A 24,087-nucleotide genomic window follows, 5' to 3' on the forward strand; every position below is an offset into this window, starting at 1 on the left:
GGCCATTCCATAACGTGCGTGCCTCCGGCACGAAAAGCGGGTGTGCCTCCGGCACGAAAAGCGTAAAGCGCTGGTTTTGTTTTGTGGGTGGGGGGTTGAGGTTTGAGTTGGGGGGTGAGTTGAGGGGTTGTCATGTGCGTTGTCCGGAGAGGGTTTTGGGGAATCTCCGATTCCCTTAAAAGCGGAGGAAATTGGATTGATATTCCGTGTGAGAAAGTAAACCACGGAATACCCGGGAAAGGAAAGGGCCCCTCCGGGGCCCAACCCCTTTCAGGGCAAGGGACGTTGGGTCAGTTCCTGGTGGGTGTGCCTGCCTCCGGCAGGACCGACACCACCCAGGAAGACAGACAGACCGAGGAGAAGACAGGAGCAGACACATCCCCCGGAAGACCGACCAACCAGGAACCGGCCCAACAACAGACAGGCCGAGCAGGCCGGACCCTTGGACCGCCCACACCCTCCCGGGGCCCTCAGGGCCCCACCACGGAGCGCGGAGGCCACGCCGACGCGCAGCACACCAACCCGCCCCGATCCCCGACGCCGCCGCGCCACCCACGCCCACACCCACCCTTTTTCTCTCATTCGGGCAGGGAGAGCGGCAGCAGAGGGGATGTCAGCTCACCGACCAAGACGGAAAGGCCAGCTGACCAGGGACGCCCGGAGGCCGGCCGCCGGGCAGGGTCAGGAGATGACGCAAGAGATAGCGCAGGAGTTGTGCGCGTGAGGTGGTGCAACAAATCAAGGCTGCTGTATTATGGAACATGTCGGAAGGGGTGGCTCCCCTAACCGGCACCGCCGAACGTTCGTCAACAGAAAGGCGTCAGCGTGGAAATCGTCATCAGCGGAGGCAAGGTCGCTCCCAGCACGGACGAGATCACGACCCCTCAGGCCGCAAAGGCCCGCCGGATCGCCAACTACCTCCCGCGCCCGGAACTCCTCCGGGACGCCGTCATCGAGCACAACCAGGACGACAACACCACGTCTATCCGGTTCGAGACCACGGCCGGCCCCATCCGAATTCTGCTGCCGGTCGCTCAGGGATTCGAATTCCACATCATCCACGACAGCGACACCGGGCCCCGCATTCTCGGAACCTTCCGGGGTGCATCCCTTTCGGTCCGCGCCGTCGCATTCCGCATCAGTGAATTTCTGCGGACGCGCGGCCTGAAGTAGGAGGCAATTCCGGGGGGTCCGGTCCACCGGGCCCCCCGGGCATCCCCACCACCTACACCAACCGGAGGGAAATTCACTGTGAGCATGACAAGCATTGAGCCCGCACACCGCGCCATTCCGGCGACCGAGGGCGAGCGCGAGCAGATGGAGGCCGCATTCCGGGCCGCCCTGGAGCAGCTCCCCGCGAACACCGGTTTCGCGCACGCCGTGCGCGAGTTGGCCCGGCCCCTGTTCAAGTCGGGTTGGATCTCTGGCGTACGGACCGGGCACACCGGGCCCGCGCTGGCCGACGTGCCGTTGCCGCCTTACACGTTCGGTACGGCTCTGGCCAACCTGTCCGCCGCCCTGCACGCGGACAGCGGCCCCAGCATCGGGCAGTTGGTCAGCTACCACGGGTCGCAGGAGTGCTGCCACGGCCGCTATTGGGTGACGCGCATTAAGCGCGAACTGGACCGCCGAGGACGAGAGTCCGTGCTCTACAGCCTCAGCGAGTACAGGAACGGCGCGTTCGTCACCGCACTGACCGGAGTCCACGCGGAGAGCGTCACCGCATTGCCGCAGCACTGGCAGATGTAGGCCTGGCCGTTCGCGCCCAGGAGCCCAAACCACAACACCTCAGACGGGAACGGGAGCCCCCATGGCCTGTGTAAACGCCTGCTCATGCGACCGTGGTTACATCCGTGACGCTGTCTACGACGAGGACACCGGCAAGTCGGTCCCCCGTGACTACGTCTGCGGGAACTGCGGCGGCAACCAGTGCATGGACTGCACTTACGGCGACGGCTGCTGACATCAAGTTCGCCACGCTGTAGCCGCAGGTCAGAGCGTCGCTCCAGGGGTGGGGCGTGCCGGAGATTTAATCAGTTGCCCCACCCCCGGAGTTAGGTATTATGGAACCAGTTCGGAAGGGTTGGCCCCCTCCCGGACACGCCGAGAGTTCGTCACCAGAAGGGAAGCCCCAAGTGGCTCACGAAATCGAGCAGTTCACCGACGGCACCGCCGCTTTCGCCTCCGCCAACACGAGCGCGTGGCACAAGCTCGGCACCGTCACCGACGGCGCGATGACTGCCGAGGAGGCCATGCGCATCGCGTCTCTGTCCGGCTGGAACGTGCGACTTCTCCCCCTGACCGCGACCGAGATCACGCCCGACGGGGTCGCGCCGCTGGAGGTCGCGCAGCACTTCGCGACCGCGCGCACGCACCCGAAGACCGGCCGCACGCAGACGCTCGGAGTGGTCGGCAGCGACTACCACCCCGTGCAGAACGAGGAACACGCCGAGTTCCTCAACCTGCTGGCCGACGAGTCCGGAGCGCACTTTGAGACCGCCGGATCGCTCAAGGACGGCCGTCAGGTGTTCCTGACCATGAAGATGCCGCAGTCCCTCACGATCGGCGGGAACGACGACGTTGATCTGTACATCGCGGCGTTCAACAGCCACGACGGAGGCAGCGCGTTCCGCATCGTGGTGACGCCGGTCCGGGTCGTGTGCGCGAACACCATGCGCGCGGCCATCCACGGGGCCCGTTCCTCGTTCGTGGTGCGGCACACCGCCGGAGCCAAGGCCCGTATCGCGCAGGCCCGTTCCGCCCTCGGCCTGACGTTCAAGTACGCCGAGAAGTTCGAGCAGGCCGCCCAGCGCATGATCGAAGCCGAGATGACGCTCGGCGAGCTCAAGTCGGTGGTGGACGAGCTGTGGCCGGTCAAGGACAACGACCACGCCCGCACCAAGACCAACCAGCGCCAGCGGTGGGGGGCGATCTCGAACCTGTTCGAGCACGCCGACTCCCAGGCCGGTATCCGGGGCACGCGGTGGGCCGGATACAACGCGCTCACCGAGTACGCCAACCACGTCGCCCCGACCCGGGGCAAGACCGACGCCGAGAAGGCTGACGCCCGCGCCGAGCGGGTCATCAGCGGCGCGGCGAACGACCTGATGGAGAAGGCATTCGCCCTCACCACGGTCTGACCCCCTGACCGCCGGGCGGGCATCCGTACTCCCCCACGGGTGCCCGCCCGGCCCCTACAGGCCGCAGAGGCCGCCCCGCCCGAGCGCGGAGCGCTCACCCCGCCTCAGGAGCGCGGAGCGCTCCCCGGCCCGCCCCTGCCGCGTAGCGGCAGAGCGTCGCGTCTGCGGAGCAGCCCGCGCGCCAAGAACACGTCCGCCGCTCCCTGCGCCCAGGCCGCGCCGGCGGATGCCCACCAGCTCGACGCCCCACCCACCGCCCCACGGAAGGCCATTCATGCCCATCCCGAAGTGGACGATCAAAGGCATCGTTGACGACTACGACGAGTGTGGTTGCTGCGGCCGCCGCGGACTCAAGCGCACGGTAGCGCTGATGCCGCTGGACGCCGACGGGAACGAGGACGGCACCGCCGAAGACGTCGTGTACTACGGCACATCCTGCGCCGCCCGCGCCCTGGGGTGGAGGCAGGCAACGGTGACCCTGACCGCCCACGCCGCCCAGGTCGAGCGGGACCAGCGCGACGCCTACGCGCGCCGCATGCTCAGCATCTACGCCCCGGTGGAGTTCGCCCCCGTCCGCGACCAGGCCCACGTCTACTACGGCCGCAACCAGCCCCAGCGGGACACGGGCGTGAAGGCGACCGAGGAAGTGGCGAAGCTGCTGGCCGAGGCCCGCGCGACGCTGGCCGACACCACGACCGGCCCGGCCCGCCCGTCGCGGATCGAGGACTTCCGCCGTTACGTCGTGATCTTCACCCGTGACCGGCACATCCACCTCGTACGGCGCGTGCCGGAGGACGAGGCCAAGCGCAAGGAGCAGGCCGCCGCCGCCCAGCGCCGCGCCGACGAGATCCGGGGCAGCGTCCTGGTCGTGGCCGCCCTGGACGGCGAGGCCGCGCGGGAGGTCGCGTACGCCGACGACCTGACCCGCCAGTGGAACACGAAAGCCTGGCAGGCCGCCCATGCCTGACACCGCCCCCGCGCCCCGGTTGTTCATCGGGAGCCGCGTCACCTACCACGGCACCATCACGGAGATGCACGACCGCCCCCTGTACCTCCTGCCGTGCATGTGGTTCGGCCACTGCGACGCCTGCTGGGAGCAGGACGACGAGTTCGGCGAGCGGCACCCGATGGAGCGGGACCACTTCATGGCGGTCGACCTCACCACAGACCGCCGCCTGCACCACGCCCGCCGGGCGCACCTGACCCCGGTCCCGCACGAGTGGCCCGAGGACACCGTTCCGGTCAACATCAACGGCTACTGGTACGCCGCCGCGTACACCACGCCAGGCGGAAGCGACCGGGCCCGGACGGTGCACTTCTACACCGCCGAGGACTTCATGGGGCGCACTTGGTGCCACATCCGGGAGCCCGCGCCCGACATCCGTCGCCTGGACGAGTTGGGCCGCCGCCCCGTCATCTGACCAGTGCCCGCGCGCCACGGCGTGCGGGCACCCCCGCCCGCCGCGCGCAGCCGGCCCCCACCCGTCGCCCCGCTGGAGTCACCGTGACGAACCCGCAGCCCGACCAGCCCGCCCGCGCCGACCGCCGCAGCCTGCCGTACCCCGGAGACGAAGCGATCACCGCCGCCCGCGACCGCGCGCACCGCGCATTCGCCCAGCTCTTCACCGCCCTGGGGGCAGGACGTCACCGCCTCCACTACGGCGCGTTGGACGTCGACGGCCGGTACCGCCTGGCCAGCGCCACCGTCACGGTCACGACCGCCCCTGCATGGCACCTGGACGCGGATCCGGACGAGTTCGCCGCCATCGAAGCTGCCGTCACGGCCGCCCTGGAAGGCAGCTGCACGGTCCTGGCCACCCTGGTCGTGCAGACCGGCCAGGAACCGGGCCCGGTTGTCTGCGGGTGCATCGAGCGCGGATGGCTGCACGGCATGAAGGCCGCCGCCGTGCAGGCCGCCGTACGGCCGTGCGGGGGCAGCTCAGCGCCCGTCGCCCGCGCGTACCCCGCCCCGTTCCTGCCGGACCCGTCCGTCACCGGCTGAGGCCACCGCCCGGCCCCGGCGGGGGCCGGGCCGCCCGCCAACTCCCCATTCCTGTACGCCCTGTGAGGAGACACCCTGTGATCACCATTGCCACCCCGTCCGGCACCGTCCGCGCCGTTCCGTCCTAGGCAGACGCCACCGGCAGCGTGCGCTACAGCCTCACCGATGCCGCCCGGGAAACCGTCCACGTGACCGCGACCAGCAGCCCCGCCCGGTGGGACCAGTTCGACGCCGTCCGGGCCAGTCTCGGATCCGCCAGCGCCGTGCGCGAGCTGCCCGTCGAACCGCTCGTACGCATCCGTGGCCGCGCCTACCAGGGCAGCACAGTCCGGGTGCTGGCCCACTCCGCCGACGTGCCCTGGGGGTGGCAAGGACCGGTGTCCCTGGTCGACACCGACGACCGCCCCGCGCCCGAGCAGGCCAGCCAGACGCTGACCGCCATCCTCCGTGCGTGCGCCAGCAACTACGCCGCACGCAGCGACTTCGCCCGCCTCCAGCTCGCGGCCCGTCGCCACGACACCCCGCAGCTGCTGAAATGGCTGAACGCGATGATCTCGCACGCGGAACAGGCGCAGGCCCGCTACCTGGAGGAGGCCGAAGCCCACCGGGTCCAGGCCGCCCGCAGTCTCGCCGCATGGTGGACGCTGGCCCGCTGATTCACCGCCCGTCCGCACCCGGTGCTCGCACTGCTGCTGGCACTGTTACCCGGCGTTGAAAATGCGGACGGAGGCGGCGTTCACGGTGCCGACGAGCGGTGATGGCGACGCCCCGCCGGTGGGTGTCCCGGCGGGGCGACCGTCGGCACGGTGTCGTTTTCGTCGGCGAGGTGCCGGTGGTGCAAGGCTGCGCGATGCGTGAATCGTCAGGCGGCAGGGGCCGTCTGGGGGCTGCTTGCCGTCCTGGCAACCGTGCGATGCAAGGGGAGCAAGAACGCAACGACGAACAGGCCGAAGAAGGTGATGGGCGAGAGCCAGACGAGTCTCGCAGGGTCGTCCTGCAGCCAGTGCCGGTTGCCCCACCAGTTCGCGAAGACGTCCGTCGCCATCACGGCGCTTGCCAGCCAGACGCCTTCCCGCCGCACGAGTCCCACCAGCACGGCAACCAGCGGATCGAGGATCGCCAGGCTGACGAAGAACACCTGCAGGGGAACCTGAGGAAACGACGCGTAGGCATGGATGCCGTCACGGGCCACATCGAGAATGTGGACGCAGGATCCTTCGAGGAATCCGATCAAGTACACCGCGAGAACCCATCTCGCCCACAACGGCTGTCCGCTCCATCGTTCCCGCAGCTCAAACCCCATCGGGCCACCCTAATCGCCGACCACCTCGCTCACGGAAGCGCGGGCGGCGGCCTCGTCGACGAGGTTCTTGCCGGTGGCGAACGCGGCGACGAGGGACTGCAGGGCGAGGTTGTTGACCGCCCGCGGGTAACCGCGCGAGGTGGTGTGGATCAGCGAGAGGGCGTCCTCGGTGAAGAGCTGGTCCGGACGGCCCGCGATCTTCAGTTGGTGGCCGACGTAGCTGGTCGCCTCGTTCGAGGTCATGCCCGGCATCGTGTAACGCAGGGCGGTCCGCTGCTCGAGGGCCGCCAGGACGGCCAGCTTCATCTATGCCGAGGGGGTGCTGTCCGTTCTCGCGAACATTGACACTGACTCGAACTAGGCACCTCCGCGAGCGGTGAACATCCGCTGTCGTAACTCGTGAACAAAGTCACGACGGCAACTGCAGAGAGCCAGGCCGGGCGGCGGAGGGGCCAGCAGGGACGTTCCGCCGTGGACCCGCCCCTAGAAGGGTTCGGCGGCGCGCAGTAGACCCTGCGGAAGGTAGGGGGATTCGACGCGGATGTCCCAGCCGCGGCGGCGAGCGTGGCAGGCCAGGGCGAGGACGTCGAGGTTGACGGAAGCATCCGGATCGTCGGCGCGGTCGGCGACCTGGTAGTAGTCGCGGTGGGCTTCGAGCGCGTCGGCCAGGGCCAGGTTGAAGCTCTCCTCGTCGCCTTCCACGAGCTGCGACAGCAGCACGGCCGGCGGCATGGCGAAGCCCCAGTCCTTGGCCTTCTCTGCCTGCTGCAAGGCGCGCTGCGCGGCCGGTTTGGGATCGGTGCCCTGCAGGTAGGCGTGGAGGGCTTCGCGGTACGCGGTGAAGGCGGAGCCGTCCGGGTGGGCGAAGGCAGGGCCGGTGAGGACCAGCGGGGCGAGGTCTTCGCGTGCGCCGGTGATGAGGGCGAAGGCGGTGGCCGTCTGCCAGTTGCCGGCTCCTGCTTCCTCGTCCCGCTGGGCCGGGTAGCGCAGTTTGCGGCCGTCGATGGTCACCTCAACCTCGGCGCCCGGCTCTGCCAGTGCGATGCGGAACAGGGCCGCCCCCATCTGGGAGGCCAGCCGAAGGTTCGCGAGCTGGGCGTCCGTGACGCCGCCGGGGTTCCCCGCGCGCCACTTGAAGAGGCGCTCCTGGTCGCTCATGACTCTGCGGAGCTGCCGGACAGCGAGGGGTTTGCCGTCGACGGGGGTGAACGCCTTCCGAGCGTGTTCCTCATAGGTGGCCTCGATCTGCGGGCCCGCCGTCCCGTCGAGGGCCGGCCGCTCCACTACCAGTGGGCCTGCGGCGAGCGCGGCCACCGCGTCCGGCCGCCGGTTCCGGCCGAACCCCGCGACCCGCGGGCCTCGGCTCTCGAAGCCGGTGATCAGTGCGTGCGGGAGGTAGTCGGTGTGGACGGCAGGCGCCCAGCCCAGGGTCCGGTACGCGAGCGCGGCGAGGGCCATGGGGACAAGCGGGAGAAGGGTGCTCGGGGAGGCTGCGGGGCCGTGCAGGGTGGTGTGCCTGGCCAGGAGGTCGGCCAGCGCGGCATCGAAGGCCTCCCGGTCCTCGGCGGCCAGGGCGCGCAGCGTGTGCAGCGCTACGCTGTCCGGCCGGTCCAGGAGGGGCTCGCCCGTCTCCCCGGCGCGGGTACGGATGCGGTCCAGGGCCGCGTCAATGGCGGCGAGCTTGGCCTGCGCGCTCGGCGGGTACTCCTCGTCGTCACCGGTGTCGTCCAGGACCACGGCCATCAGTCCTGTGACGAGCTCGCCGGCGGGCGTTCCCTGCGCCTGCGCGGCGAACTTCTCCCGGGCGAAGTGGAAGGCCTCGCCGTGCCACTTGGCTTTGTCCCTGAGGACCGACAGGCAGAGCGCGTCCATCCACTCCCCGGGTGTGACGCTCTCCTCGGGGGCATCCTCACCCGGGTCGTAGCTCATGCCGAAGTTCACGTACTCCAGGAAGACTTGGAAGCTGCAGTGCGGGTGGTACGCCGCGTAGGCGACGGCGCCGGCCGCGGCCTCGGAGGCGTCCTTGAGGGCGGCCTTGGCCTCCGAGGTGTCGAGGTCAGGGGTCTCGACGGAGAGGGCGCCCAGGTAGTCGAGGAACTCGTCGGCGATCGACTGCCACTCGTAGGTGGCCATCCGGCCGGCCCGCGACATGGACCGCACCTGGCCCCCGATGCGGTTCGTGAAGTCCTCGCGTGCTGCCGACACGACGGACCCGCCCACCTGGTGACGCTCTATTCGCACTGCCCTGCTCCTTGATCGAATCTCTGCGGACAGCCTAGGCGCGGGATCTGACAGGCCAGCTGCTGCCGGGTACGGGGCTCTAGCCGGGCCGCGCCGAGAGATTCGTGGCGGGTGGCGGTGCGACTGCCGCGCCGCGCCGGGGGCTCGCGGGCCCTAGGGTGGCCGGCCGCCCCGGGCCCTTCCGGAAGCCCAAGCTCGCAGCAGAGCAGGCCTCCGTGTAGGCGACGGGGAAGGCCAGCCGCGCGTACGACTGTGGCTGACCTCGCCGGGGGCGGGTGCTCCCATCCCGAAGGAAAAGAGGATGACACCCCCTCTCTATTAAAGTATTATGGAACTTGTCCAGTTGGCTCCCGGGCACTGCCAGAACGTTCGTCGCTTCGAGGAGTAGCTCCATGAGCGGAGAGACCGCCGCCGTCGTCCGTGGCCGCGTGTACGGAACCGTGCAGCTGCGCCACACCGAACGCGGCACGCCAGCAGCCCGGTTCACCGTGATGCAGGTCGCGCGCGAGTACGACCGTGCACGCGGCCAGTGGCGCGACGGGGAACCTGTCGCGGTCATCTGCACCGTCACCGGCCCTCTTGCCCGGCACGTCGCCGAATGCCTCACCGACGCCGTGCACGTGATCGCCACCGGGAACGTGGCCTTGCGCGACAACGTGCTTCATCTCGACTCCGCCCAGGTCGGTGTGGACCTCGCCCACCACGTCGCCTACGTCGACGACACCCTGCCCGCCGTCCTCGCCGGACGCTCCCCCGCTCCGGCCCCTCGTGCGGCGGCCGCGCCCGTGCCCCCGCCCGCTCACCGCGCCGGACCGCCCCGTCCCGCCCCGGCAGCCCGCCCGGCCCCGGTCCCGGCCGCCGCGCCGGAGACCGACTGGTGGCGGTCCGCCGCGCCGCGCCCCTCCTGGGACGCCGTCACCGCGCCCAGCCGCACCAGGCGCTGACCGCGCCCTCGATCCAGCACACCGCCCATCGCGGCACCGGCATGCCCGCCGGCCGCCGCCCGTCCCGGAGGTTCGCCGTGCCCAGCCCCGTCCTGCCCGAGCGCGCCGCCCGCGCCGCGCTCGCCGCCCACTTCACCCCCGCCCAGCTCGCCGCCGCACTCGCCCAGTTCTCCGCCCCGGAGGTCTGGGAGCAGCGTGTACGCCTCGACAACAGCGGACGCCTGGCCCAGTACAAGCCGACCGAGGAACTCGACAACGCGCAGCTGTCCTGCCAGTTCGTCATCCCGTCGGACGAGGTCTGGCCCGCGGCCCTGGCCGACCTCGGTCCCGACTGCCCGCTGGGCCTGTGGGCCCGCGGAGGCGACCAACTGCTGCAGCTCACCGCCAGCGCCGTCGCGGTGACCGGCAACCGCAACGCGACCGAGCAGGCCATCACCCGTGCGCGGGCCTTCGCCACCGCCGTCGCCGAGGCCGGTCACACGGTCACCGCGACACTCGCGTACGGCGTCGACTCGGCCGCCCACCGGGCCGCCGCCCTGGCCGGACGGGCGACGCTCGCCGTCCTGCCGCGCGGCCTGGACCGCGCCCACCCGCACGACCACGCCCAGCTGCTGAGCTCCGTCCCCGCGACCGGCGGCGCGGTGGTCAGCCTCTACCGGCCGGGCACCGAAGCCAGCGGAGCGACGCTCAGGGCCAGTGCCACCCTGCTTGCCGCGCTCGTGTGCGCGGTGATCCTCATCGAGGCCCTGGACCACGCCGAGGCGGCGATGCACACCGCCCAGGTCGCCGCCGACCTCAACAGGCCCCTGCTCACCCCGCCCGCCACCGAGGACATCCGCGCCGACGGCAGCGCCCGGCTGCTCGCCGAGCAGCGCGCCGTCCTGGTCCCGAACCCCGCGCGAGCGCTCGCCCTGCTCTGACATCCCCAACCGCCCCCGTGCCCGGCGTGGTCATAGACCAGGCGCAATGGCAGTGGGTGGTCGCGGGCATCGAAGACCTCGCTCCCAGCGAGTTCTGGTCTGCCGTACCGGCCAGGCGGCTTGTGGGGCCCGGCTTCGCCGGGCCCCACAAGCGTTCAGGAGAAGGCGAGTTGGCGGAAGGTGTTACGTACGTCGGTCAGGGGCTGACGGTCGCGCGTGTAGTACAGCTTGTTGGTCAGCAACACCGCCCAGCGGTCCTGATCGGGTGAGATCCACATGCCGGTGCCGGTGAACCCGTAGTGCACCCACACGTCCTGCTCGTCGGTGGTGCCGGGGGCCGGGTGCCAGAGCAGGCCGCGGGCGGGCTCCAGGCCGCCGGTCTGCACGGTCAAGGAGTAGGCCGTCCACTCAGCCCCGAAACCGGCCTGAGCGGGGGCCGCCGAGGCGTCCAGCATGTAGCGCAGGAAGCGGATCAGGTCGCCGAGGACGGTGAAGGCGCCGGCGATGCCGCACACCCCGCCCAGCAGGCGGGCGGAGAAGTCGTGGGCGACGCCCTTGAGATGGGTGTCAGTGTCCTGGTCGAGCTCGGTCGGCGCACAGCGGGCGGCGATCTCGGCGGGCAGCGGGCCGAAGCGGGTGCAAGCCATGCCAAGCGGCCGCCAGGTGCGGGCGTCAGCCAGCTGATCCAGGGGCTGGCCGGAGAGGTGTTCGGCAAGATAGCCGAGGATGAGAGCGGCCCGGTCGGTATACTCAACGGCCTCGCCGGGCAGCCGGTGCAGAGCCTCGTGCAGCACACCGGCCCGGATGACCTGCCGGTCGGTGCCGTAGAGGTTCTTCAGCTGGGCCCGCAGTGGGACGCCTGCGGTGTGGGTCAGCAGTTGGCGGGCGGTCACTATGCCGAGCGGTCGGTCGGTGACTTCGGGCCAGAGGGTGCCGAGTGGGGCGTCGAGGTCGAGGACGCTGTCTTCCCACAGGGCACCGATGGAGGACCACACGGCGAGGATCTTGGTGAGGCTGGCGGCGTCGAAGACGGTGTTGGGGTGCATCTTCACACCCGGCTCGTCGGGGTCCAGGACCCCGGTGACGCCGGATGCCCGGATGTCGGCGGCGTCGCCGACGGCCCACACGGCGCCGGGGTAGACCTTGTTGCGGACGCCTTCGTCCAGCAGGGCTTCGATGCGGTCGGTGCGGTACGTCATGGTCTCCCTGTTCGCCGTCTGCTCCCGCCGGTCAGCGTAGTGACGTGGACGGGGCAGGCCGGGCAGTGGCGCGTCGTCAGTGGCGGCTGTGCCGCCGCGCTCCCGTTAGCGGGGGGGTGCTGGGTCTAGCGGCCCTCGGCGCTAGGTCCAACGCTGTGACCAGGTATCTAGCGGCCTGGCGGCCCCCGCCTCCTGGTCTGGGAGCCGGTTTAGGTGAGCTGATGGCCCAGGTCGACCAGGGCCTCGGCGGTCGCTGAGAGGGGGTAGCGGGCGGCGTTGGCATAGCCCGCCTGCCGTAGGGCGGGCAGCAACCCGGGCGCGGTCCGCAGCCGGTCCAGGTCGCGGGCGAGGGCCGCAGAGTGGGTGAAGTCGGTGGCCACGGCGGATGCGGCAAGGGCCTCGCTCAGGCCCGGCACCGGCTGGTAGAGGACGGGCAGCCCGCATGCCTGGGCTTCGAGGGCGACCAGGCCCATGGCCTCCAGGGTGGTGGACGGCATGACGAGCACGTCGTGCTCGGTGAACGCCTTCCACAGCTGGGGACGGCGGAGCCAGCCCAGATAGCGGGCCCGGACCCCGGCCCGTTGCAGCAGTGGCTTCAGCGCATGGAACTGGGCTCTGGGGGCGGCGATGGACAGCTCGATGCCCTGGACCGGAGCGAGGCTCTTGACCAGGGCTTCGGCGCCTTTCTCGGCAGTGAGCCGTCCTGCGTACAGCAGCCGCAGATGGCTCATCAGCGCGAGGGGCGGGCGGGCCGGTGGGGCGGTCAGCAGCCGGTCCGGGATGCCCCAGGGGATGTGGTTGATCTTCCGGCGGTCGGTCTGTGGGGCGAGCTTGATCAGGTGGTCGGCCATCGCGCCGGTGGGCACGACGATGGCGTCGGCGGCCCGGGCAGTCTCGCGCAGGATCTGGAGCTGGTCGCGGTGGGCCTCGGCGAACAGGAGGTCGGTGCCGTGGACCAGGGCGATCCTGGGATGTACGGGAAAGGCCCGTATCAGGGCCGGGGTGGCGCCGAAGGCGAGGTGCTGCAGGTGCAGAACACTGATCTGGGCAGCGTCGAGCACGGCTGTCAGCGACGTGCGCAGGGTCGCGACGTACCGGCTGAAAGCCGGACCCTCCAGGCACTTTCCGGTGACGGACAGCAGCTCGAGTCCGGCCGGGAGGCGGGGACGGACACCGGCGGGGGCGAGCATGAACGCTCTCGCGGGGATGAGGGGCTTCTCGCCGGTATACAGGTCGAGGAAGAGCTCGACGCTGCCGCCGGGACTGCCGACGGGCAGATCCAGGAAGGTGGCGGCCCGCGGACCGGACGGGGGGCTCGCAGGGCGGCTCATCGGCTGCCTCCGTTGATCTCCTCGTAGAGGCGGGAGATGTCGATGCCGTCCGTGGCCGCGTACTTCGCCGCCTGGTGCTGGTAGCTGTCCGGATGGCCATGCGCGGCGATGAAGACGAGCTTGCCGAAGGTCATGCCCGGGTAGACCCGCACGGGCTTGGCGGCACGGATCTCCAGGGTCCAGCGGATCGCGTGTCCCTGGTGGCCGAGCGGGGCGGAGACGTGGACCCAGATGCCCAGAGAGCCGAGGGTGCGGTCACCGTTGAGCATCTGCGCGAACGTCTCCGAGCCCGTCCGCTCGTGGGTGACGCCGAGGTAGAGCAGGCCGGGGACGAGGATTAGGCCGTAGTTGGGGATGTGCTGTTCGGTGAACGCGGTGGGGGCGGCGGCGTCCAAGTCGCCGGCGCAGACGCGGATGGTGTCGCCGAGCCGCCAGTCGTAGGCGTTAGGGGAGATGCGGACGGGGTCGTAGGGGTCGATGGTGATCTCTCCGGTGTGGACGGCGGCGGCGATGGCGGGGCCGGTGAGGATCACGAGGCCACCGCGCGGGCCGCATCGCGCCAGTAGCGGGAGGGCTGGGGGCCGGTGGCGGCCTGGTACTTGCCGCGGTAGAGGTCGATGTCGCCGATGGAGACGAAGAACATGACCTGCCCGATCTTCATGCCCGCGTACACCCGCAAGGGCCGGATCGGGGAGAGCATCAGGGTCCACTGGCCGTGGAATCCGATGTCGCCGATGGGGGCGGTGATCTCGACGAACAGGCCGAGCCGGCCGACGGAGGAGCGGCCGAACAGCAGCGGGACGAAAGTGTCGGAGCCGACCTGTTCGAGGGTGTGGCCGAGGTACAGCTCGCCGGGCTGGAGAACGTAGCCGCCGGGGCCGATCTCGACGGCGGTGGTCGGGTTGGGGTGGTGGGCGTCGATGACGGGGGCGGTGTAGGTCAGCAGGGTGGGGCCGAGGCGGACGTTGTAGCTGTTGGGGTTGACCTGGTCCGGTTCGAAGGGGTTGATCGTTAAGCGGCCGTCGTGGGCGGCTGCTGTGATCTCGGGGCCGGTGAGGATCATCGGGCGCCTTCCTCCTGGTCGGGCAGTGGGGTGGCGACGGTGCGGCGGACGGTCTGGCCGAGCCGGAGTCCGGCTTCGTGTGTGCGTCCGCCGAAGTAGGTATCGGCGAGGTAGTCGGTGGTCAGCACGGACCGGATCTCCTGCGGCAGCGGGCGGGGTGCGATGGCCAACGGCCCGACCTGCTCGGCCAAGTGCGTGAGCAAGCCGTCCGTGTCGGCCGTGTATGCGGCGGGGAGGAAGGCGTGGACGAGCTGGTTGTCGAACGGTTCGATGGCCAGCAGGTCCCCGAGCGTGAGCACGTCGGTAAGGCGGGTGGGCCGCAGAGTGGTGTCGTTGAGGATGACCGCGTCGGCGCCGAGCCCGGTGTGCAGCCGGTCCGCGATGTCCTGCAGGAGGCGGTGCCGGTCCAGCTCGGTGTCCCGGTAGGGCTCGTTGACGGCGCCGAGGCGGGCGGCGAGCATCCGGCCGGTGAAGGCGATCTTCTCCTTCAGGGCGGCGAGTTCGGCGGGGACCGTGCCGGTGTCGGGGAAGGGGGCGGTGCGGGCGGCCCATCCGGACCCGACGGGTTCGGCGGCGGCGTATCCGGCGGCGAGCTCGCCGCCCTTGACCACAAGGGTGTCGCCGACATTCAGCGGCCCGTAGGTGCTGCTGTGGCAGTGCCCGGCGAAGATGACGTCCACGAACGGGCAGGCGACGGCGAGTTCGAGGTCCGTCTCGAAGCCGGAGTGGGACAGCACCATCCACGCGTCCACGTGGTGGTGGTGTTCCAGCATCAGTTCGCGCAAAACGGTGGCGGGATCGGTGACGCGGTGCCCGGCCCGCTGGTCGGCGCGGATGGTGTGGAACGCGCTGACGCCGATGACCGCGGTGACTGCGACGCGGCGGCCTTGCAGGTCGACGATGCGTATGCGGTCGAACAGCGGCCGACCAGTGCTGTCGTCGACGGCGTTGGCGCACACGGTCATCTCGCGCAGGCTCGGCTCGAAGTAGTGGGGCCAGCCGTGGTTGCCGGGGGCGAGGACGTCATACAGCGTCGTGAGGATCTCTCGCTCGCTGGCCCCCTTGCCCAGCTGGTAGTAGCCGGTGCCCTCGAAGAAGTCGCCGCAGTCGGCAATCAGCGAGGTCGCCCGCAGACCGTACAGGTGCGGAAGCAAGCTGTCGGCCCGGTCGAGGGCGGAGTGGACGTCGGTGGTGGCCACGATCTGGGTGAAGGTCCTGGTCATTGCAGTACCTCGGTGATGTCGGCGCCGAGCGTGCGGAGTTTGCCTGGCAGGTCGGCGTGTCCACGCCGAAGCTGGTCGAGGCCGCTGACGGTGGTGGCGCCGCGGGCGTTCAAGGCGGCGATCAGCAGCGCGGAGCCGGTGCGGATGTCGGTGGCCTGCACGCCGGTCCCGCTCAGCCGCTGGGGGCCGACCAGGCGGCAGTGGGTGGGAGAGAGTTCTTCGATCACGCCACCGAGGCGTGTGAGCTGCGGGATCAGGTTGCCGTGGCGGCCGGGGTTGATGTCGTCGCAGAACAGGTGGATGCCAGGCAGGGTGAGAGCCAGGGCCATCAACGGGGGTTCGAAGTCAGCGTCCAGGCCGTCCGGAGCCAGTGAGGCGATCGCCCGCAGCGGCCGTCCGCCGACCGTGCGGGCCTGGTGGACGGTGATGGCGTCGGGGGCGAGGGTGATAGGAACGCCGACCCAGTCCAGCAGGCCCGCAAGGGCCTTGAGGTCGGGGCCGTTGATGCCCTCGATGCGGCCCTCGCCGCCGGTGGCCGCGATCGCGCAGGCCAGTGTGCCGGCCTCGATCTTGTCGCCGGGGACCGTCCAGGCGACGGTGCTGGCCGTAACGCACGGCGGGGGGTCCAGCGTGATCTGGTCCTCGCTAGCATGGGCCTGCCACCCGGCGGTGCGTAAGGCGGCGAGCACCCCGGTGGTCTCCGGGGACAGGTTCGGATTGCCCAGTTCCAGGCGGCTGCCGGAGGCGACCGCCCGGCACACCGCGACGATGCTCGCTCCGCGTGAGCGGAACGGCAGCGTGAGGACGACCCTGTCGCGGGCCTGTCCGGCGAGTACGCGGTATCCGGTGTCGTCGAGCAGGACAGTGTCACCGAACGCCTCGTACACCTTGAAGTGCAGGTCCATCCCGCGGTCGCCGATCCGGCAGCCGCCCGGCCAGGGCAGCACCGCCTGCCCGCAGGCCGCCAGCAGCGGCGCCACCAGGTAGTAGGAGGCCCTGATCCGGGCGGCGTCCGCCAGCTCGGGCACCTCGATGGGGCTGCCCTTGGGCATCACGATCACGGCCCCCGGCTCGGCGACCGGGTGGGCGACGCGGTAGCCGCACTGCTCAAGCAGGCCGAGCATCCTCTGGACGTCGGCACTGGCGGGGACGCCGGACAGGTGCACCCCGCGACGGAGAGACGCGGCGGCGGCCAGCAGCGGCAGGGCCGCGTTCTTCGATCCGTCCGCCCTGACCGTGCCGGCCAGCGGGCGGCCGGGCCGGACGGTGACGGCGTCGACGCCGGTCATGCGGGCAGGAGCAAGCTCCATCAAGAACCTCCAGGGCACGAGCGGTTGGGGCTGCAGGTGGTGCCGGTCATGCAGTGCTTCGAAGGGGCGGTCCAGCCGCCGGCAACGGGGGTGTGGCAGCGGCCGGACCGCGAACGGCACCGCTCTCAAGGAGGAGGAAGGAGCGGTGCCCGCCGCACACGCGCCGGGGCGCCGGTCGCGCTGTACGGCCCCGGCCCTGCGGGCGGCCCGAGGAAGGGGGGCAGCCGTCGTGCGGGCCGGAAGATGTGTCAGACGTCCACGAGGGCCGGGGTGGACAGGGCGCATGTGATCTGCTTGCCGACTTCAGTCGGCTTCACCGTCCAGCCCGGGGCGAGCGCGTCGAGAATCCACAGCCCCCGCCCGGCCTCGGCTTCGGCATTGTCCGGTGCCTGGTCGCGGCGCTTGGGAACGGCGGCAGCCTCGGGGTCGTGCACCTTCACCAGCACCAGATCGTCTTGAGGCTGGACCTGGACGATGACCGGGGCCCAGGGGCCGCAGAGCCTCACCGCGTTGCCGACGAGTTCGCTGGCCACCAGTTGTGCCGCGTCCGCGATCTCCTCGCCTATTCCCGACCCGGTGACCGTCTTGAACACCGCCTGCCGCATCTCCCGCAGATGCTCCGGGCTGGCGCTCATGTGGAGGACGAATCCGGCGTCATGGTGCACCAGGTAGAAGCCGCAGGATGCCTGCGGCAGGACGTCGGTAGGTCCGGTGTGGGCCTGGGCTTCGTGCATGGCGTGCTCCCCAGTCGACAGAGCGGGCAGCCGGCCGAGGAGTCGGACCGGGCTCGCGCTGTGGGTCGGCACGTCGGCCCCCGAGAGCGGTGATTCGCCCCGGGAAGTCGGCGTAAGGCAACGGCATATGACACGAAGCGCGATGAAGTCATCACGCCTCGCAGCCGTTAGCCAGCATGCCCTGAGGCAACTCAATTGGGCAACATGCCCAATTGAGATTTCCCAGATTGGTTGTCCATCCCTCGGGCAAGGGCCACACTGTCGCCATGGCCTGGAAGAGGAATCCTGCCCCCAAGTCCATCTACCGACGTCAACTCGCGGCCCGGCTCAAGGAATTGCACGACCAGTCCGGCAAGACGCTGGCCGAGGTCGGCCAGATCATCGAGGTCAACCAGGGTTCGCTCAGCCGCATCATGAACGGTGACCGCGGCACCTCCCCTGTCCTGGTGAAGGCACTACTCGACTGCTACGGCGTCACCGACCCCGCTGTCCGGGAAGACATCTTGGACCTGGTCCGCGCAGATCAGGCACAGCGTCAGAAGTGGTGGCGCAAGTACTCCGCGGTCATCAACACCACCCAGTACGGCGGCTACCTGGAGCTGGAGCAGAGCGCGACGACCCTGCGGTCCTACGAGCCGCAACTGGTCCCCGGACTGCTGCAGACCCCCGAGTACGCCCGCCAGGTGATCACCGCAATGCGCGTCGACCTGGACGCCAAACAGGTCGAGGCCCTGGTGGACGTGCGGATGAACCGCCAGACGCTGCTGGTCCACGACGATGCCCCGAAGCTGTGGGCGGTCATCGACGAGGCCGCCTTCCGCCGCATCGAATCCCGGCCGACCGTCCTCAAAGAACAGCTCGAACACCTGCTGGACGCCGAGCCTCGCACCAACATCACCCTGCAGCTCCTACCGTTCGCCGCCGGGTTCCATCCCGGCTTGTACGGGTCGTTCATGCTCATGGGTTTCCCCGAGCCCAACCCGGACGTGGTCTGGGTGGAGAATCTGACCAACTCGGTGTACTTCGAGGGATCAGACGATGTGGGGCGCTACACCGAGGGCTTTGACCACCTGCGGGCCACGGCCCTCGGCCCGCCCGAGACCCGCAGCCGCATCAAGAGCATGCTCAAGGAGCTGTAAGTGAGCAACACCAAGCCCGACCCCGCCGAGCTGGACTTCTCCACCGTCACCTGGGAGAAGAGCCCGTTCAGCGGGGGCAACGACAACTGCGTGGAATTCGGTGTGATCGGCGACCTGGTCGCCGTGCGCGACTCCAAGCGGCCCGAGCAGACCCCGCTCGTGTACACCCGGGGCGAGATCGGGGCCCTGCTGGCCGGAGCGAAAGCGGGCGCCTTCGACCACCTGGCCTGAGCACTCACCGGCCATGACGTGAGACAGCCGTAGACGAAAAGCGGCGGCCGACCCCAGCGTTAGTGGGGTCGGCCGCCTTCGCCATCTTCGCAGACCCAGGCAACAGCGCAGGTGAAGCCCACATCTCAGGCTGAATCCCGCCACCAGCCGGTCCGGTCACGAGCCCGAAGGCCTCTCCCCCATGCCGTTCGCGGGCTCGGCGTCGCGGCCCCACATCTGCTGACCCAGGAGGTACATGCACATCAACCCGGCAAAACAGGTGAAGGCCCATCCGAATCCGAGCGCAAGGACGCTGCTGTCGACGCCGCGATCACGACTGTAGAGGACGCCGTGAACGGCGACGTACGCGCCGACCAGCCACATGATCAGCCTGGCCTTCGGCGGTGTGCGGTGGCCGTCGGAGCCGGTCGGCTGGTCCTTCCAGGCCAGCAACGGCAGCAGGTTCAGGGACGACCTACCGCCACCAGCGGTGGCCCGCCTCGACCAACGCCCACCTTTTGGTCAGCCAGAAGACCACGGTCGCCCCCGACCACCCGGCCGCGAGCATCGGCCTTCTGAGCGGAGCCTTTCCCCCAGGGGCTGACGCTGAGCGGTCTGCGCCAGGACCGCATACGAGGCTCCGATAGCGCCGACCCCCTCAGGCTGATGCGCCTCTTCGGCATCGCCGAGCAGCCCGCCATGCGCTACGTCACCGCCGCCCACCCCGAACGCGCCGCCAAGCTGCCCCGGTAGCCACCGAGGGCGTGGGCTGCCGACCGTCAAAGCCCGTCAGAAGGAGTACGGGCCGAAGCGTCCCCAGGCCGCCACGACCGCCAGCGTCAGCAGGACGACGTTGACCGTGATCACCTGGAACTGGTGCTTTGCCAACCGTTGCTCCGCAGCGTCGCCCAAAGTCGGCAGGGCCCGTTCGTCGGCGGGAACTTCAGCCGCACATCGGTCGTCTTCCTGTAGCGGCGGCCTCCCCTCCGTGGCAGGCCGGAGCTTCACGGAGGTCGAGCAATGCCCAAAGCGCCCGCGGGCAGAATCGTGTACTGGTCGCAGCGACTCGTCGAAGAGGTGATCGATTCGAACGGCATTCGTGTCGACCCGCGTCTCAAGTCGGTCGTCAAGGTCGGTGCCGGTGGTGCGGGAATCGAACTGAGCGGTCACGAACGTAACAAGGTGACTCGCTTCGAGATCATGAAGAAGGTCTCGAAGAAGCTGGGCAACGAGCTTGTCTCCGATCCCGACACTCCCGGACCTCTCCATTTCGTGCAGGGACAGGGACGGGCCGATGTCACCGAGTTCCAGCGGTGGGGTCCCGTGGCGGAGCGCAGTCTCCGTCAAGAGACGTGCCTGGTGCATGTCAGGACGATCAGCAGGCGTGGGCGCCGCGTGGACCTGTGCCTGTTCGGCAGCCTCGGCAACCTGACGGGATACACCGCACCTGAGGGCCACGTGACGGGGTGGACGTCGTCCGCCGCTCCCGCGATCGAGGAACTCGTCGCCACCCGGGGAGCGAGGATCCCTCGTTTCTACGACGACGAGTCCGTCGCGGTCGAGGCGCTGAAAGCCGCGCTGTACCAAGGCGCACCCGCGAACCTGTCCGACCACCCGGGGCGCCCCGAGACCCGCGCCTACACCATCGCGGGCATCGAGTCCTGTCAGTACGCGGCCGTGGTCTACAAGGACGTCACGCTCACCCCGGGCCGGTGGGATTTCCGGCACGAGCCGGAGATGAACGGCGCCGAACGCATCCTCGTGGGCGCCCCGCTGTGGCTGCGGGCCATCGGCTCCTAGGCGGTGCCCGTCACGCCGAAGTCCGCGATGGAGGCGCGAGCTTGCTCGACCCAGCGGGCGGCATTGCGGCGGTCGTGGCGCCGTGCTTGCTCCTGGAGTTCGCGCAGCGCGGCACTCACCGACGCCGTGTCCCCGCGCATGCCGTGCAACATGACCGGTGCGGACAGCGCCCGCAGGTACCGGTCGACGAGGTCGCGCCGCCCGTAGTCGACCACCAGGGTGCGGTAGGCCGCGGTCCCCCGGGCGAAGCCGCGTACGGCGGCGGCGTCACGACCGCACGCCATGGCGAACGTGCCGAGCCGGAGGGCAGCCTCCCCGCACAGTTGCTCGGCGCTCGCACCGGGGTACCTGGCGGTGAGCCAGACGAGTTTGCCCGCGAGTTGCTCGAGCAGCAGGGATGCGTCGCGTCGCGCCCCCTGAGCCCCGATGTCGGAAGCCGAGCGCATGTCGCCTTCGAATGCGGCGAGTTGGGCGGGAAGACCGGCGGACGTGACGGCGAGCAACGAACGCAGGTCCCGCTGCTGGTTACTCAGCGCCTCGAACATGAAGGTGTGCACGTCGCCGCCCCTGCGGTGTACGGGCTTAGGCGAGTCGGGCAGCCACCGGGCCGCGAAGCGGGCGGCGCGGCCGAGCGCCGGATCGTCGGTGGCCAGGCTGCCGTGCCGGGACAGCATCTGCTCCAGGGCGCGCTCGGCACCTTCGATGTCGCCGAGGCAGAGCAGTGCTGTCGCGAGCGTGCCGGTCACGCGTGAGGCTTCCGCGGCGAAGTCGCCCCGGCCCCGGGCGATCAGCGCGGAGTACTGGTCGACGGCACTGCGCGCGGCCTCGGCCGCCTCGCCGTGCATGCCGTACTGCAGCCGGGAGTTGGCCAGACGCTGGACGCTCTGTGCGAGCAGCGCCGACGGAGCGCGGGTGCCGGGCGACCGAGCGAGCGCGGCATGCGCGGCCTCCTGCGCGTGCAGAGCCCGTTCATACGCGCCGAGGTCACCGTATGCCGCGGACAGAGTTTCCAGGGTCAGCACGTACATGCTGGCCGTCTCCGGTCGTAGGGCCGGGTCGTCGTCCGCCTCGCCCGTTGTCTCATCGGATGCGCGCAGGGAGTCGAGGGCCCGGCCACATGCTTCCAGTGCTTCCTGCGGCCGGCCGGTGCGCCGCAGCCACACGGCCCGGCAGCGGTGGACGGCCGCCGCCTCCGGGTCGGGCACGGGCGCGTTGTCGGCGTACTCGGGCGCGGCAAGGATCTCCAGCGCCTCGGTGAGATACCGCTCGGCCTCCTCGGGCGCATCGGCGTCCAGCGCGATGTGGGCGAGCTTGGACAGCGCATGGACGAACCTGCGGCCCCAGACGGCCAAGCCGTCCATTCCTGTGAGCCGACGCCACAGGTCGAGCGAGGTGCGAGCGTGTTCCAGGCCGCGCACTGGATCCTCCAGGACCCCGACGCGATTGGCCAGGTTGTCGTGGGCTCTGGCCAGATGATCGGCGTCGGCGGCGTCGCCTGCCAGGAGTACGGCCTGTTCCAGGTGGCGCGCGGCTTCGGCGTAACTGTCGCGCGCGGCATGCACCCGGCCGGCCGCCTCCTCGTCCCGGCCGCGCAGGATCAGCGCCTCGCCAAGGCGTCCGGCCAGTTGGTGGATGCCCTCCCCGAGCACCATGGCAGTCAGCACCTCGACGGCGGCGGCGGCGTGCCCCGACGCCCCTCCTTGCGCCCGCTGGACGGAGACGGCGGCACGCAATTCACGTGCGCGCCGGTCGGCCGGCGCGCGGTCAAGGTGCCGGTTCAGGAGTGTGTCGGCCTTCCGCCACAGCTCGGCGGCGCGCTGCTCGTTGCCGCGCGTCTTCTCGACGGCGGCGAGGCTCATCAGGGTGGGTACGACGTCGAGCGGGTCGTCGGACCCCGTGAACTCCTCAGCAGAGGCCTCGTACAGCTCGACGGCCCGCGCCGACAGAGCTTCTCGAAGCTGCCCGGCGACCCGGTCGCTCAGGACGTTCGCCTCCAGCAGCAGCGCGTGGCCCAGGATGTTCCTGTCACCCGGCAGGCCCCGCGCCAGGGCCACGGCGCGCTCGGCGGTGTCGAGGGCGGCGGCCAGGTCCCCGGCGCGGCGCTGGAGGCGGCACAGTGAGCCGAGGACGACCGACAGCAGATTGCGGTGATCGTCACCCAGGTGGTCGATGAGGTCGGCGGCTGTGCGGTAGTGCGTGAGGGCACCGTCGATGTCGCCGAGCGCTTCGAGGACCCGGCCGGTCTCCGCTACGCAGCGGCCGCGCGCGTACGCCGTTTCCGGAGCGTCCTGCTGCTGGCGGGGCAGGCCGTCAAGCACTCGCCGGGCCTCCCGCAGCGCGCACAGGTCGCCGAGCAGTTGGGCGCGCGGGCCACCGACGTCGAGCGGCCAGAAGTCCACGGCATCCCGCTCGTCGAGACCCGCGGTGCGGTAGGCGTAGTGCAGCAGTGCGCGCGGGTCGCGCCATGTTCCCCCGCCAGGGACGCGCCGTTCGTACCGCGGCCGCCTCTGGCCTGGCGCGGTCGGGGCCTGGGGAGGTGGTGCCGCCGCGACTGACTCGCCAGTCTCCTGTTCCGCGATCCGCAGGACGGCCTCGGCGATCTCGCCTAGAGGGTAGGGGCGTTCGCCGGGTTCCTTGCGGAAGCAGCGCTCCAGCAGGTCGGCCAGCGCGGGCGGTACCTGCAGCGACTTCGGGGTCAGCGGCCGTGTCCGAGCGGCTTGCAGTACCAGGCCGGCCACGGTTCCCGCGGGCCAGGTGCGCTCGCCCACCAGCAGTTCCAGGACGGTCACCGCCCAGCTCCACACGTCCGCCGGGACACCGACCCGCCGTCCCTCGGCCTGCTCGGGCGACGCGTACGCGGGTGTGCCGACGGCAGCGCCGGAGACCTGGAGGGACGCCTCGGAGCCGGGGCGGGGCGGGTGCAGCTCCTGGCGCAGGATGCTGCGCATCAGCTCACGCTCCTCCTCGCCGGTACCCGGCACAGCGGTGATGTACTGGACCACCGCTTCGAGTTGCAGGCGCTGCTCCTCACCCCAGGCTGGCGCCGCTGCCAGCCCGAAGTCGGTCAGCCGTACCATGCCGTTCCCGTCTACCAGCAGGTTTGCGGGCTTGACGTCCAGGTGCAGCAACCCGTTCTCGTGCGCGGCCGCGAGTCCCCAGGCAGACTGGGCCGCTGCCGACAGGACACGACGCAGCGCGGCTCGTTCACCGCCCTCGTACAGCGCACCGGAGCGGATCCGGTCGGCCAGCGAGCCGCCAGGAGCATACTCGCTGAAGACGACGACCTCGTCGCCGAGGCTGCGGGCGAACCGGCAGGGCGTGATGTGCAGGTGGGCCGGCAGGTCGATCCAGCGCTGCACTTCGGCGAGGAGCCTCCCCTGGTGCGTTGGATCAGCGCGGTGCAGACGCTTGACCGCGTACTGCTCGCCGGTACGACGCGAACGGACCAGTACGACACCGGCAAACCCTCCGCTGCCCAGCGGCCGTTCCACCGTGAACTCCGCCAGGAATGTGCTGCCCGCTTCCATC

The 24,087-nt window shown here is 70.3% G+C and carries 25 protein-coding genes; 13 read left to right on the plus strand and 12 right to left on the minus strand.

The features are described 5' to 3' along the window. Window positions 1-825: 825 nt before the first annotated feature. From AQJ27_RS46015 to AQJ27_RS46045, 8 genes are all read left to right on the plus strand, one after another. On the plus strand, window positions 826-1,173 hold the full coding sequence (locus AQJ27_RS46015) for a hypothetical protein (RefSeq protein ID WP_060897833.1): 348 nt from the start codon (window positions 826-828) through the stop codon (window positions 1,171-1,173). Window positions 1,174-1,257: 84 nt separating this feature from the next. Beyond that, window positions 1,258-1,749: a hypothetical protein gene (locus tag AQJ27_RS46020; protein ID WP_159064590.1), complete on the plus strand. Its 492-nt coding sequence runs from the start codon at window positions 1,258-1,260 to the stop codon at window positions 1,747-1,749. 61 nt (window positions 1,750-1,810) lie between these two features. Further along, a complete protein-coding gene (locus AQJ27_RS56975) occupies window positions 1,811-1,963 on the plus strand; it encodes a hypothetical protein (protein ID WP_159064591.1) in 153 nt (50 codons plus the stop codon). A 172-nt stretch (window positions 1,964-2,135) separates the two neighbouring features. Then, a complete protein-coding gene (locus AQJ27_RS46025; protein ID WP_067383570.1) occupies window positions 2,136-3,140 on the plus strand; it encodes a DUF932 domain-containing protein in 1,005 nt (334 codons plus the stop codon). Window positions 3,141-3,414: 274 nt separating this feature from the next. Further along, window positions 3,415-4,107 carry a hypothetical protein gene (locus AQJ27_RS46030; protein WP_067383573.1) on the plus strand — a complete coding sequence of 231 codons (693 nt, stop codon included), beginning with the start codon at window positions 3,415-3,417 and terminating at the stop codon, window positions 4,105-4,107. Beyond that, window positions 4,100-4,561 carry a hypothetical protein gene (locus AQJ27_RS46035; RefSeq protein ID WP_067383576.1) on the plus strand — a complete coding sequence of 154 codons (462 nt, stop codon included), beginning with the start codon at window positions 4,100-4,102 and terminating at the stop codon, window positions 4,559-4,561. Before AQJ27_RS46030 ends, AQJ27_RS46035 begins: the two co-directional genes overlap by 8 nt. A gap of 83 nt (window positions 4,562-4,644) precedes the next feature. Continuing rightward, complete coding sequence (locus AQJ27_RS46040) at window positions 4,645-5,142, plus strand: hypothetical protein (RefSeq protein WP_079065789.1); 498 nt, start codon at window positions 4,645-4,647, stop codon at window positions 5,140-5,142. A gap of 188 nt (window positions 5,143-5,330) precedes the next feature. Then, the gene (locus AQJ27_RS46045) at window positions 5,331-5,798 is read left to right on the plus strand and encodes a hypothetical protein (RefSeq protein ID WP_067383579.1); all 468 of its coding nucleotides are present in this window, start codon (window positions 5,331-5,333) and stop codon (window positions 5,796-5,798) included. A gap of 206 nt (window positions 5,799-6,004) precedes the next feature. Here the strand turns inward: AQJ27_RS46045 and AQJ27_RS46050 are convergent, their stop codons facing one another. The 3 genes from AQJ27_RS46050 to AQJ27_RS46060 all read right to left on the minus strand — a co-directional run bounded on the left by AQJ27_RS46050 (window position 6,005) and on the right by AQJ27_RS46060 (window position 8,665). Beyond that, window positions 6,005-6,445: a hypothetical protein gene (locus AQJ27_RS46050; protein ID WP_067383582.1), complete on the minus strand. Its 441-nt coding sequence runs from the start codon at window positions 6,443-6,445 to the stop codon at window positions 6,005-6,007. Window positions 6,446-6,454: 9 nt separating this feature from the next. After that, the gene (locus tag AQJ27_RS46055; protein ID WP_201264502.1) at window positions 6,455-6,751 is read right to left on the minus strand and encodes a hypothetical protein; all 297 of its coding nucleotides are present in this window, start codon (window positions 6,749-6,751) and stop codon (window positions 6,455-6,457) included. A 177-nt stretch (window positions 6,752-6,928) separates the two neighbouring features. Then, window positions 6,929-8,665 carry an immunity 49 family protein gene (locus tag AQJ27_RS46060; protein WP_067383585.1) on the minus strand — a complete coding sequence of 579 codons (1,737 nt, stop codon included), beginning with the start codon at window positions 8,663-8,665 and terminating at the stop codon, window positions 6,929-6,931. A gap of 413 nt (window positions 8,666-9,078) precedes the next feature. Between AQJ27_RS46060 and AQJ27_RS46065 the strand changes: the two genes are divergently transcribed. Beyond that, entirely contained in the window at window positions 9,079-9,630 is a 552-nt protein-coding gene (locus AQJ27_RS46065; protein ID WP_067383589.1) for a single stranded DNA-binding domain-containing protein, read from the plus strand. After that, the gene (locus tag AQJ27_RS46070; RefSeq protein WP_067383592.1) at window positions 9,564-10,550 is read left to right on the plus strand and encodes a DNA-processing protein DprA; all 987 of its coding nucleotides are present in this window, start codon (window positions 9,564-9,566) and stop codon (window positions 10,548-10,550) included. The genes AQJ27_RS46065 and AQJ27_RS46070 overlap by 67 nt, the downstream gene beginning before the upstream one ends. A 155-nt stretch (window positions 10,551-10,705) precedes the next feature. Here the strand turns inward: AQJ27_RS46070 and AQJ27_RS46075 are convergent, their stop codons facing one another. The 7 genes from AQJ27_RS46075 to AQJ27_RS46105 all read right to left on the minus strand — a co-directional run bounded on the left by AQJ27_RS46075 (window position 10,706) and on the right by AQJ27_RS46105 (window position 17,410). Next, entirely contained in the window at window positions 10,706-11,749 is a 1,044-nt protein-coding gene (locus AQJ27_RS46075) for a serine hydrolase domain-containing protein (protein WP_067383595.1), read from the minus strand. Between the two features lie 209 nt (window positions 11,750-11,958). Continuing rightward, window positions 11,959-13,080 (minus strand): glycosyltransferase family 4 protein, encoded by a 1,122-nt coding sequence (locus AQJ27_RS46080; RefSeq protein ID WP_067383598.1) that lies wholly within the window; start codon window positions 13,078-13,080, stop codon window positions 11,959-11,961. Continuing rightward, on the minus strand, window positions 13,077-13,613 hold the full coding sequence (locus tag AQJ27_RS46085) for a dCTP deaminase (protein WP_067383601.1): 537 nt from the start codon (window positions 13,611-13,613) through the stop codon (window positions 13,077-13,079). Before AQJ27_RS46085 ends, AQJ27_RS46080 begins: the two co-directional genes overlap by 4 nt. Next, a complete protein-coding gene (gene dcd, locus AQJ27_RS46090; RefSeq protein ID WP_067383603.1) occupies window positions 13,610-14,143 on the minus strand; it encodes a dCTP deaminase in 534 nt (177 codons plus the stop codon). Before dcd ends, AQJ27_RS46085 begins: the two co-directional genes overlap by 4 nt. Continuing rightward, a complete protein-coding gene (locus tag AQJ27_RS46095) occupies window positions 14,140-15,366 on the minus strand; it encodes a metallophosphoesterase (RefSeq protein WP_067383606.1) in 1,227 nt (408 codons plus the stop codon). The genes dcd and AQJ27_RS46095 overlap by 4 nt, the downstream gene beginning before the upstream one ends. Then, window positions 15,363-16,676: a UDP-N-acetylglucosamine 1-carboxyvinyltransferase gene (locus tag AQJ27_RS46100; protein ID WP_067383609.1), complete on the minus strand. Its 1,314-nt coding sequence runs from the start codon at window positions 16,674-16,676 to the stop codon at window positions 15,363-15,365. The genes AQJ27_RS46095 and AQJ27_RS46100 overlap by 4 nt, the downstream gene beginning before the upstream one ends. Window positions 16,677-16,924: 248 nt before the next feature. Beyond that, on the minus strand, window positions 16,925-17,410 hold the full coding sequence (locus AQJ27_RS46105) for an ATP-binding protein (RefSeq protein ID WP_067383618.1): 486 nt from the start codon (window positions 17,408-17,410) through the stop codon (window positions 16,925-16,927). A gap of 266 nt (window positions 17,411-17,676) precedes the next feature. Between AQJ27_RS46105 and AQJ27_RS46110 the strand changes: the two genes are divergently transcribed. Together AQJ27_RS46110 and AQJ27_RS46115 are read left to right on the plus strand one after the other, a co-directional pair. After that, window positions 17,677-18,549 (plus strand): helix-turn-helix domain-containing protein, encoded by an 873-nt coding sequence (locus tag AQJ27_RS46110; protein WP_067383731.1) that lies wholly within the window; start codon window positions 17,677-17,679, stop codon window positions 18,547-18,549. After that, window positions 18,550-18,780 carry a DUF397 domain-containing protein gene (locus AQJ27_RS46115; protein WP_067383621.1) on the plus strand — a complete coding sequence of 77 codons (231 nt, stop codon included), beginning with the start codon at window positions 18,550-18,552 and terminating at the stop codon, window positions 18,778-18,780. Between the two features lie 156 nt (window positions 18,781-18,936). Here the strand turns inward: AQJ27_RS46115 and AQJ27_RS46120 are convergent, their stop codons facing one another. Further along, window positions 18,937-19,212, minus strand: a complete 276-nt coding sequence (locus AQJ27_RS46120) for a hypothetical protein (protein WP_067383624.1) — start codon at window positions 19,210-19,212, stop codon at window positions 18,937-18,939. Window positions 19,213-19,779: 567 nt separating this feature from the next. Here AQJ27_RS46120 and AQJ27_RS46125 point away from each other — a divergent pair. After that, a complete protein-coding gene (locus AQJ27_RS46125; protein WP_067383629.1) occupies window positions 19,780-20,559 on the plus strand; it encodes a hypothetical protein in 780 nt (259 codons plus the stop codon). Here AQJ27_RS46125 and AQJ27_RS46130 read toward each other — a convergent pair. Then, window positions 20,556-24,086, minus strand: a complete 3,531-nt coding sequence (locus AQJ27_RS46130) for a serine/threonine-protein kinase (RefSeq protein WP_067383634.1) — start codon at window positions 24,084-24,086, stop codon at window positions 20,556-20,558. The genes AQJ27_RS46125 and AQJ27_RS46130 overlap by 4 nt on opposite strands. Between the last annotated feature and the right edge of the window lies 1 nt (window position 24,087).

This window comes from Streptomyces olivochromogenes, assembly GCF_001514115.1.
GTDB lineage: Bacteria > Actinomycetota > Actinomycetes > Streptomycetales > Streptomycetaceae > Streptomyces > Streptomyces olivochromogenes.